Source organism: uncultured Planktosalinus sp. (assembly GCF_963973675.1).
Classification (GTDB): Bacteria; Bacteroidota; Bacteroidia; order Flavobacteriales; family Flavobacteriaceae; genus Planktosalinus.
Map to the genome: position 1 here is coordinate 1 of NZ_CAXBAN010000043.1, position 10,431 is coordinate 10,431.

Sequence of the window (10,431 nt, forward strand, 5' to 3'; positions counted from 1 at the left end):
TCTACCGTGAAGAGCGTCCTGATGTTGATCAAGTGTATATGAATGCTTTGCAACTTATGACCGGGTCCGGGGGCTGGCCTTTAAACATAGTTGCACTTCCTGATGGAAGACCTGTTTGGGGTGCTACATACCTCAACAAAGATCAATGGACAGACGTTTTGCTTCAACTTCAAAATCTACACAAAAATCAACCCGAAACACTTGCTGAATATGCTTCTAAACTACTACAAGGAATCAAAACGATGGATTTAATTTCCAAAAGCAATGAACAAGTTCATTTTAAAAGCTTTGATTATAAAAAGCTTTTAAACAACTGGTCTCGCCATTTTGATCAAGTAAACGGTGGATCAAAAGGAGCTCCAAAATTCATGATGCCCAACAACCTTCATTTTCTGTTGCGATATGCTTTTCAAACCAAGGACCATCAGTTATCTGAGTATGTCAAGCTTTCGCTCACCAAAATGGCTTATGGCGGAATTTTCGATCACATCAATGGCGGGTTTTCAAGATATTCAGTTGATGAGCGCTGGCATATTCCTCATTTTGAGAAAATGTTATATGACAATGCACAACTGGTTAGCCTTTACAGTGATGCGTTTTTAGTTTATAAAAACCCTTTGTTTAAAGAAGTGGTTTTCCAAACACTTCACTTTATTGAGCGCGAACTAAGCAAAAAGGAAGGCGGATTTTACAGTGCGCTTGATGCAGACAGCATTAATGCATTTGGTGTATTGGAGGAAGGGGCTTATTACGTTTTTACGAAAGAAGAGCTCAAAGAAGAACTCAAAGAAGATTATGAGTTATTTTCTGATTATTACAATATCAATTCCTTCGGAAAATGGGAAAACAACTTTTATGTACTTATCAGAACTCAATGCGATGATGAATTTTGCCAAAAACAACAATTGAGCAAAGCCGATTTTAGAACTAAAAAGAAACATTGGATACAAAGCTTACTTCAACACAGAACCACAAAAAACCGTCCTAGACTTGATAACAAAATAATTTGCTCCTGGAATGCTATGATGATTAAAGCCTATACAGATGCTTACAAGGTATTCAATGAAATAGAATTTTTAAACATTGCCCTTAAAAATGCTACTTTTTTAATTCAAACATTATTGCAGGACCAACAAAAACTCAAGCGCACATACACCAGTGGAAAAGTAAATACTGAAGCATTCTTAGAAGATCATGCTCATCTAATTGCTGCATTTATTGCACTCTATGAATGTACTTTTGATATGCATTGGTTAATAAGGGCAAAAAAACTAACCACAAATTGTATTGAGAATTTCTTTGACAATGAATCGGGCATGTTTTTCTATTCTTCAAGTACGGGCGAACAATTGATATCAAGGCCCATTGAAGTTCGTGACAACGTGATACCGTCGTCAAATTCTGTAATGGCCAAGAATTTATATTGGCTTGGCACGTTTTATGATGATACTAAGCTAATTAACACATCACAACAAATGTTAACTTCTGTTCAAGCTGAAATAAATAATTATCCACAAGGGTATTCAAACTGGCTGGATTTTCAATTAAACTTCAGCCACCCGTTTTATGAAGTTGTGATTTGTGGGAAAGGTGCAGATCAAAAATCCACAGCTTTAAATGCACACTATATACCTAACAAATTATTGGCAGGAACCTCTCAGCCAAGTGATTTACCACTCTTTAACAATCGGTTTGAAAAAGAAAAAACCAATTATTATTTGTGTACTCAAGGTGCTTGCAATTTACCCGAAACCAAGCTTTCAGAAGTTATATCATCAATAAAATTCAATTAAAAATGAAACCAATATTCACTCTTTTTGCATTTTTACTTATTGTTTCTCAAGTTTTTGCACAGTTGCCTGTCGAGCATTTCAACAAATGGAGAAGCCCTGATGGACGAAATATCGACTTTTTATACCTCAGCAACTCCAAAACCACAGCTCAATATCCGAGACTTGAAGTTATTGGCAGCCCCTTTGAAAATGACAAATTTCAACCGGCATATATCAATAAGCAAGACGGTAGTACATTTAGCCCTTTGTTTATGAGATACAATGCATATTATGATATTATGGAACTGAAACACGCTACTTCTGAGCCTGATTCACTTATTATGATTCTCGAAAAAACACCTGAGTTTACTATTCATATTAACGACAAAAAATACTTGCTTCTCAAAGAACCCAATTCTAATGAAAATTTACAATACTTTGAAGTTTTACAGACTGGCAATACCCTGCAGCTCTTAAAAAAAACCACTAAAAAATTTGTTGAAGGAAAAATTGCGCGAACTTCCTTTGAAAAAGACTTTCCCCACAGGTTTAATGATCATGTTACCTATTATATTAAAGATAAAAGCTTAACCGAGTTGCCCCGTTCAAAAAGAAAAAAATAGCGCTATTTGAAAAAATCAACAAAGATGTTGTGAATTACATCAAAGAGAAGAATCTTGACTTGAATGAAGAGCAATCTCTAAAAGACATTGCACATTTTCTTAATAAATCACAACTCTAAATCTTTTTGAAGTTATTTTAATTAATACATATTAGCTATATTTGAAACAATATCAAATTCTATTAGACATGAAATTATTCTTAAGCACTGCGATACTATCCTTATTTTCAATCAGTTTATACAGCCAATTTAATCAGTCTGCCCACAACAAACTTGTAAATGCCAGAATTGAAGCAGAAATATTTTTTGAACAATACGGTATTTCTGAAGAAGATTTAAAAAACATAAAAGGTTCTCCATATGAAGTCGATTATTTTCAGCCCGGCAACCTTTTTGAAGGCACTGAGTTGAAAGTTTCCAAAATACCAATGAGGTACAACATTTTTTCTGATGAAATAGAGGTAAAAAGTAGCTTTCAGCCGAATGATACCGATATAAATGTGTTGACTACATCTCCGGATTATATAATTAACATTGTTGGTAACACCTATGTTTATGTTTTAAACACCGTTTCAAAAGATAAGAGTGGTTATTTTAAAGTGCTTCACGAAGGCGACCACTATGATTTATATAAAAAATCAAGTATCACTTATATTGAGAAAAAATTTGCAGAAACTAATTACCAACAGGATCAACCTGCCCGGTTTGACAGAACAGACACCTATTATATGGTAAATAAACAGGGACGCTTTCTGGAGCTCACCACCAGCAAGAGAAAATTTTTAAATGCTTTTGGTTCGGAAAAGAAAAAAGTTGAAAATTACATTAAAGAGCACAAGCTTTCGATTAAAGATGAAGGTGATATGGCCAAAATTTTTAGTTATTACAACAGCATCCTTTAGTTTAAAGATTGTTATACTACAATTATTAAAAATGACTTGCTTACCCTTACTATAAACTCAATAAAGCTGTTAACAAACTGCTAAGATTAGAATCATTTTTTGCAATTGAACTGTTTGATTACTAAATTTGATAAAAATCATTCTCCCTAAATATTTAAATCAAAATCGACTTTTTTTATGGAATTAATCAATGAATATATTTCAAAGTACGGTGAAAAATTTTTAGAATTTTTACCCAGCATCTTAACTTCATTATTAATTCTTGTACTTGGCTTGTGGTTTATAAAAATCCTTAAGCGTTTTGCAGGAAAGGTATTTACCAAACGGGAAATGGAACCCACGCTCAAAATATTTCTTTTAAATATCATTGGATGGACTTTAAAGATTTTACTTTTTGTTATTGTAATTTCTCAACTGGGAGTTGAAACCACCTCGCTAGTGGCAATTGTTGGTGCTGCGGGTCTTGCTATAGGGCTTGCCCTTCAGGGCTCACTTGCAAATTTTGCCGGTGGTGTTTTATTGATGATATTTAAACCAATGCAGGTTGGAGATTTTATTGAAGCTCAAGGGGAAAGTGGTACTGTGAAAGAAATTTCCATTTTTTATACAAAACTACTAACTGTTAATAACCAACTTGTTGTATTGCCCAACGGGAAACTTTCAAATGACAACATTGTGAACTACACATCTGAAGGAAAGCGAAGAGATGTGCTCACTATTGGCATTTCATATGATTCTGACATTAAAAAGGCCAGAGAAGTTTTGATTGAATTAATGAAAGAGCAAGAAACCATTTTGAAAGACCCTGAGCCCGTTGTCTTTGTCGGTGAGTTGGCAGACAGTTCTGTAAATTTATCTGCCCGGTTTTGGGCGTTGAATGAGCATTTTTGGGATTGCCATTTTTACACCCTTGAAGAGGCTAAAACGAGACTTGAAAGCGCCGGAATTTCAATTCCATTTCCACAGAGAGATGTACACCACTTCAACCTTGACAAGTTAGAAGTTAAAAAATAATCTTATTTCTAAAAACAACTCCATGAAAACACTCACATTAACAATCATCGCTATTATTGGTTTTCAATTAGTGGTTGCCCAACAACCCATTCAACAAAAGCAGGTTGAATATTTACTACAATTTAAGTATCAGAAAACCACAACCTTTGAAAACATTGATTTAGAAACTCTAAATTATATTGGAAGTCCTTATACAAATGATAATTATTTGGCTGGAGAGATTTATCATAAGAACAAACTGGTAGCTGAAAACGTTCCACTTAGATACAACGCTTTGGTTGACGAAATGGAATTTAAACCAAAATTTGAAACCCCTGACAGTGAGTCGAGTGCACTTCTAAAGTCACCAGAGATTGATGTCAGAATTGGAAGTAAAGTATTTGTCTTTGTACCCTATCAAGGGGGGGTAGAAAAAGGTGGTTATTTTGAAGTTCTCAGGAGAGGTGAAAGCTATGATTTATTTAAAAAATACAATAAAAGATATGTCCCCGAGCAACCTGCTAAAACATCAATGACAAAAGACAGGCCTGCAAAATTTATTGACAACCCAATTTATTACATTGTTAGAGGTGACGGAAAATTTATTGAATTGCCTGACAAGAGTAATAAGTTTTCTAAGCTATTTTCAGGAAATGAAAAAGAAATAAAAAATTACATTAAGTCCAAAAATCTAGATTTAAAAAACGAAGGTGACTTGATAAAAGTAGTAAGCTATTTAGATACTTCACTATAAATTTAACCAAAAATAACTCAAAAGAAGAAGCATAAAGCCTCTTCTTTTTTTGTATTTAACTGTTTAATTTTAACATTTTAATGGAAAGAAATTAACACCACAAACCAATTAAAACATATATATTCGCAATTGTCAATTTTTTAAACACCTATAATTTTTCAAGAAATGATTAAACCATTAGCATTTATAGTACTCTCATTAATACTTTTTCCAACCTCAACAAAAGCTCAACAATACTCAGACAGTAACTCCAAAGAATTACTAAACTACACTACCAGAGCTTCCAAGTACAACCCCGAAAACACAAAAGGCAGCCCTTATCTTACTGATGAATTCCAAAAAGGGAGTTTATTGAATGAAAGCAGTGTAATGTTTCCTGATGTAGCACTTCGTTACAATGCTTTGAATGATGAATTTCAAGTAAAAAATTCTATCTATGAGAGCAACGACAACATATTAGCTGTAATGAAAAAAACTGATGTTTATGTGAAAATTGGAGATGCTATTTATACTTATTTGTTACCAAGCGGAGAAACCGGCGGTTATTATAACGTATTGGTTGAAGGAGCAAAAAAATCTATTTACAAAAAACTTTCTAAAAAATTTGTTGAAGGTGCACAATCTGTTAATATGATGACCGGAAACCACCCAAACAGGCTTGTTGATGAAACCAAATATTATTTAGTTGATTCAAACGGAACAATTGAAGAATTACCCAACTCCAAAAACAGGAAGTTAAAACTAATTGCTAAAAAAAATTATAAAGAATTTAAAAAATATGCCAAGTCAAACGACTTGAACGCAAATGACGATGAAGATTTAATCAAACTGGTTAAGTATTACAACCAAAACTATTAACCCCCTACAAAGTCTTTCAAATAAAATGGTTCAAAATAAGCGACATTCTCAAAGTCGCTTTTTTTGTACTTACTGTTGGCCAACCATCCCATTTCTTTTGCTGAAGGAAGCAAGCCATCTACGAAGGTAGCATTGGAATGCTTACAAAGTGTTTTGAGTTTATCATTGGCATTTCCCAGAAAAACAACCTTTCCTTTGTTAAGGTATTCAATAAATGAATTTTCATTTAAAATCAAAGCTTTTGTTTCTTCAATCTTCTTGTAGTTTTCATCAAATACTGCTGTAAACACCTCCATTCTTCTGGCGTCAAGCATTGGGATGTAAACCACTTCTTTTTCATTCAGTTGCATTGATAATGCCTGGAGGGTATCTATTGAAATTAACGGAAGATCAAGCGCATAGCAAAACCCTTTGGCAGCCGAAACACCAATACGTAAGCCTGTGTATGAACCGGGTCCTTCACTTACTGCAATTGCATTGAGTTCTTTTTTTGAAATTCCTGCACTTTTCAACACTTCATCAATAAACACGTGCAAGCTTTCAGCATGAGAATAACCCTGGGTGTTTAATTCTTTGATTGCAATTGTTTTACCTTTAAAGGCTATACTTACGGAGCAATTGGTTGTAGTAGTTTCTAAGCAGAGAATGTATGCCATTGTTCATTTACTTTGATACTGCAAAGTAAAGAATTAAATATCATAAAATTACCTTTTATCAGTCTTCAAAACTTCAATTTTATCGCCTGACTTAAGTGATTTAGTAACCGTATTATAAGGACCGGTAATGACCTCATCACCATCTTCAATTCCTTTGGTAATTTCAATAAACTGGCTATCCTGTATTCCTGTTTCAATTACTTTTAACTTGGCTTCATCACCAATTTTCACAAAGACACATTCAAATCGTTCGTTGTTAATGACATCTGTTGTTTTTTTAGGAGCACCGCCAGAAGTTGTATCTGTTTTTATCACAATAGAGCTGATTGGGACCCCTAAAACATTTTCTTTTTTGTTTGTGATGATATCAACAGTTGCTGTCATTCCCGGTCTGAAAGGTGAATAGTTTTCGGGTTTACCTTCCTCAAGATCATCGTACGACTCGGGAAGGATTCTCACTTTCACTTTAAAGTTTGTAACCTGATCTGCCGTTAAAGCACTTTCAGCAGAATTGGCAATTGAGGTTACAACACCTTTAAATTCCCTTCTTAAATAGGCATCTACTTCTACAATGGTAGAATCTCCAATTGCTACTTTTACTATATCATTTTCATTTACATCCACTTCTACTTCCATACTATTGAGGTTTGCAACTCTCAATATTTCGGTTCCTGCCATTTGCTGTGTTCCTACCACACGCTCGCCCAGTTCGACGTCCAATTTAGAAATAGTGCCATCAATGGGGGCATAAATAGTAGTTCTTGCTAAATTGTCCCTGGCTTCATTGACTGTTGCCGAGGCGCTTTGAATATTAAAATAAGCTGATTCATTAGAAGCTTTTGCACTTTCATAGGCTGATTCAATTCGATCCCACTCAGATTTTGAAATGATTCCTTTTTCAAAAAGGGTTTTGTTTCTGTCGTAGTTGGACTTTGCCTCTTTTAAGGATGCCTGTGTTTGATTGTAAACGGCTTTCACGTTTTGGAGTGCTGCCTGTGAGCGTTGTAAACCCGATTGATATAAGTCGGGGTTTATACGAACCATCAAATCTCCTTTATTAACTTGTTGTCCTTCGATAATAGGGAGTTCAATGATTTCGCCAGACACTTCTGAAGATATTTTTACTTCGGTTTCGGGTTGAATTTTTCCTGTAGCAGCAACGGTTTCTATTATAGTAATTGGTTCAATTTTTGAAATTTCCACTTCTTTAAAATTCCCTGATTTTCCAAACCAGCCTTGCTTTTTTCCAATTACCAATACAAGAATCACCACTACGATGACTGAAATAATAATGCCTGTTTTCTTATTCATGACCTATTTGATTAATAAAGAGCGACTCCAAAATAGAGCTCTAAAAGTTTTAGTTTAAAAATATAATCATACTTCGTTCTGATTGCTTCAGATTGTGCATTTTCAAATCTTGACAAAGCTTGACTGAATTCAAATGAATTGATGATTCCGACTTCAAAACGTTCCTGTGAATACTCATAGGCCAGTTGTTGTGCCTCTTCAGCAGCGATGGCTGCTTCATGGGCTTTCAGGGCTCCTTGTGCATCAGTATAAGCTTGATAAACATTGGACTCCAAGTCAAGCTCTGCTTGTTCTTTTCTGTAATTTGCCAGTTCTATATTGAGCTTATTTCTTTTTACATTGTTACGAACACCAAGCCCATTGAAAATTGGCACTTGTAATTGTGCTCCAAAAAAAGTACCATCGTTTTCATAGAGTTGGGATATAAAATCGCGCCCCAGAAAGTCATTGTCAGCCCATCGGGTATTGTAACCGGCAAATGCACTAAGTGTTGGGTAATAGGCTCCTCTTGCAATTTGCAGATCCTTTTCTGCAATGTCTAAATTTTGTTCAGCAATTTTAATTTCAAAACGAGATTCTTTGGCTACCTGTACAACTTCTGCAACCGGTTTTTCCATAATTGTATTAAGGGGAACTTCATACTCTGCGTCGGCAATATCAAAATTCTCATAATCTTTTATCAAGAGTATTTGAGCTAGGTTGATCAGTGCAATCCTAATTTGGTTTTCGGCTCTCACAATTCGTTGTTCATCACTGGCCAACGTAGATTTTATCTCCAACAAATCACCCCTTGGAACCACCCCGGCATCTACCAATTCATTTGTCCGTTGAAGTTGATCTTTGGTGATTTGAATTTGTGACTGTATAATTTTTAAATTTTCTTTTTCAAATAAAATTTGCAAATATGCATTCGCCACAAAGAGAGAAATATCATCTTTCATTTGGCCTAAACGATACTGTGCTGCAATTTGATCCAGCTGAGCTCTTTGGTATTGTCTGATATTTCTAAGGCCGTCAAATAAGGTTAAGTTTGACTGAAACCCGGTTGTAAAAGAGACAAATGTTGTGTTTTCAAAACTGTTAGTAACCGGGTTTATATTAGCACCTGTATTTGAATTTATACTTCCACTTGCGTTCAATGAAGGTAAAAACCTTCCTATAGCGTCATCTTTTTGAATTTCTGCCTGATCTACTTCCAGTTCAGATTGCTTGATGCTGATGTTGTTTTCAATAGCATAAGCAACCGCTTCTTCAAGTGTCCACTTTTTGTTTTGAGAAAAAACTGAAAGTGTGCACACTGCAATCAAACTTGTTAAGATAATATTTCTCACTTGTATACTTTTTTAATAGTTGTTGATTCCTAAAAAAGACTTAGCTGATTTTACAATTTTTCAATAGCAATTGATAAGTCTCTACGTATTTTGATTTGTTACAAAAAAATTTACCTATTTGAAAACGGTGAAACAATTGGGTTCCAAATTTTTATTTTATCTTCAATTGTAATCCCATTTTTTATTTCCACAAACATCCCATCACTTAAACCGAGCTCTACTTCTCTTCTTTCAAAGTTTTGCGGGGTGGTTTCTACTTCAACAAAGGCTTTTTGGGTCTTGGAGTCATATTGAATAAGGCCTTCTTTTAAAGCCAGCACATCTTCTGCTTTATCAAGAATGATAGAGGCATTGGCACTTAATCCTGCTCTAATAAAAGTAGAATCCAGGTTTTTAATCGTTCCTTTAATTTCAAACTGGATGGCACCATTTTCGGCATTTCCTTTTGGGGCAATATAATCCAAAACTGCGTCAAAAACTTTACTGTCAATAGCTCCCACAGTGATTTCTAGAGGTAGATTTTCAGTTAGTTTACCCACTTCAGATTCATCTACTTTACCTTCAAATATCATCTTTTTGACATCGGCAATGGCTGCAATGGTAGTTCCTTCGTTGAAATTGTTTGACTCTATTACCTGATTTCCTACTTTTACGGGCACTTCAAGTATCATACCCGGCACAGTCGCTCTTATATCGGTATTGGCGTCACTTCCCAGGCCACTGGTTGTTCCGGTTTTTACAATATCAAAGGTTTGTTTTGCTGCAATCAATGTTTGTTCTGCCTGTTTGTAAGCCACTTCGGCCTGGTCAAATTCATTGGCAGAGATCACCCCTTTTTCAAAAAGTGCTTTTTGGCGGTCATAATTTTTCTTTTGATTGTCTAAGGCAATTTGAGCTGAATTTATTTGGTTTCTGGTGTTAGCCAGATTGGATACATTGGGTACAATTCGCAGACGGGCAATCAAGTCACCAGTTTCTACAAGTTGGCCGGGTTCTATGTAAATTTCTTCTATGATTCCTGAAATGTTAGGTTTTATCAACACTTCATCCCTAGGAACGATACTTCCGGTGGCAACGGTTTTTTTAATGATGGTCTTTGTTTGAGCGGTTTCTGTTTCATAAATTGTGGGGTCTTGTGCATTTTTTTGGTACAAGTAATACAATGCACCTACAAAGGTGATGACAATGAGAATAAGAATAAGAATTGTTACCGATTTTTTCATTTGTATTTA

At 34.9% G+C, this 10,431-nt stretch carries 10 protein-coding genes; 6 read left to right on the forward strand and 4 right to left on the reverse strand.

Annotated features, from left to right (window positions below; all coding sequences use genetic code 11):
• The 6 genes from AACY61_RS02925 to AACY61_RS02950 all read left to right on the forward strand — a co-directional run.
• A partial coding sequence (locus AACY61_RS02925; protein ID WP_339610012.1) for a DUF255 domain-containing protein occupies positions 1–1,793 on the forward strand: 1,793 nt, incomplete at its 5' end.
• Positions 1,794–1,795: 2 nt separating this feature from the next.
• Entirely contained in the window at positions 1,796–2,395 is a 600-nt protein-coding gene (locus AACY61_RS02930; RefSeq protein ID WP_339610014.1) for a hypothetical protein, read from the forward strand.
• Between the two features lie 187 nt (positions 2,396–2,582).
• On the forward strand, positions 2,583–3,296 hold the full coding sequence (locus tag AACY61_RS02935; RefSeq protein ID WP_339610016.1) for a hypothetical protein: 714 nt from the start codon (positions 2,583–2,585) through the stop codon (positions 3,294–3,296).
• Positions 3,297–3,473: 177 nt separating this feature from the next.
• Positions 3,474–4,310 (forward strand): mechanosensitive ion channel domain-containing protein, encoded by an 837-nt coding sequence (locus AACY61_RS02940; protein WP_339610018.1) that lies wholly within the window; start codon positions 3,474–3,476, stop codon positions 4,308–4,310.
• A 22-nt stretch (positions 4,311–4,332) separates the two neighbouring features.
• A complete protein-coding gene (locus AACY61_RS02945) occupies positions 4,333–5,043 on the forward strand; it encodes a hypothetical protein (RefSeq protein ID WP_339610020.1) in 711 nt (236 codons plus the stop codon).
• 165 nt (positions 5,044–5,208) lie between these two features.
• Positions 5,209–5,901, forward strand: a complete 693-nt coding sequence (locus AACY61_RS02950) for a hypothetical protein (RefSeq protein WP_339610022.1) — start codon at positions 5,209–5,211, stop codon at positions 5,899–5,901.
• Here the strand turns inward: AACY61_RS02950 and tsaB are convergent.
• From tsaB to AACY61_RS02970, 4 genes are all read right to left on the reverse strand, one after another.
• Positions 5,898–6,557, reverse strand: coding sequence for a tRNA (adenosine(37)-N6)-threonylcarbamoyltransferase complex dimerization subunit type 1 TsaB (gene tsaB / locus AACY61_RS02955; RefSeq protein WP_339610024.1), 660 nt, complete (start codon positions 6,555–6,557; stop codon positions 5,898–5,900). The genes AACY61_RS02950 and tsaB overlap by 4 nt on opposite strands.
• Positions 6,558–6,605: 48 nt before the next feature.
• A complete protein-coding gene (locus tag AACY61_RS02960) occupies positions 6,606–7,868 on the reverse strand; it encodes an efflux RND transporter periplasmic adaptor subunit (RefSeq protein WP_339610026.1) in 1,263 nt (420 codons plus the stop codon).
• Positions 7,869–7,879: 11 nt separating this feature from the next.
• Entirely contained in the window at positions 7,880–9,199 is a 1,320-nt protein-coding gene (locus AACY61_RS02965; protein ID WP_339610028.1) for a TolC family protein, read from the reverse strand.
• Positions 9,200–9,309: 110 nt separating this feature from the next.
• Positions 9,310–10,422: an efflux RND transporter periplasmic adaptor subunit gene (locus tag AACY61_RS02970; RefSeq protein WP_339610030.1), complete on the reverse strand. Its 1,113-nt coding sequence runs from the start codon at positions 10,420–10,422 to the stop codon at positions 9,310–9,312.
• Positions 10,423–10,431 lie beyond the last annotated feature (9 nt).

Excerpts from the sequence above, each read along its gene's own strand:
- tsaB (WP_339610024.1), bottom strand. The coding sequence starts at position 6,557 with ATGGCATACATTCTCTGCTTAGAAACTACTACAACCAATTGCTCCGTA.
- AACY61_RS02945 (WP_339610020.1), top strand. The coding sequence starts at position 4,333 with ATGAAAACACTCACATTAACAATCATCGCTATTATTGGTTTTCAATTA.
- AACY61_RS02935 (WP_339610016.1), top strand. The coding sequence starts at position 2,583 with ATGAAATTATTCTTAAGCACTGCGATACTATCCTTATTTTCAATCAGT.
- AACY61_RS02940 (WP_339610018.1), top strand. The coding sequence starts at position 3,474 with ATGGAATTAATCAATGAATATATTTCAAAGTACGGTGAAAAATTTTTA.
- AACY61_RS02970 (WP_339610030.1), bottom strand. The coding sequence starts at position 10,422 with ATGAAAAAATCGGTAACAATTCTTATTCTTATTCTCATTGTCATCACC.
- AACY61_RS02930 (WP_339610014.1), top strand. The coding sequence starts at position 1,796 with ATGAAACCAATATTCACTCTTTTTGCATTTTTACTTATTGTTTCTCAA.
- AACY61_RS02960 (WP_339610026.1), bottom strand. The coding sequence starts at position 7,868 with ATGAATAAGAAAACAGGCATTATTATTTCAGTCATCGTAGTGGTGATT.
- AACY61_RS02950 (WP_339610022.1), top strand. The coding sequence starts at position 5,209 with ATGATTAAACCATTAGCATTTATAGTACTCTCATTAATACTTTTTCCA.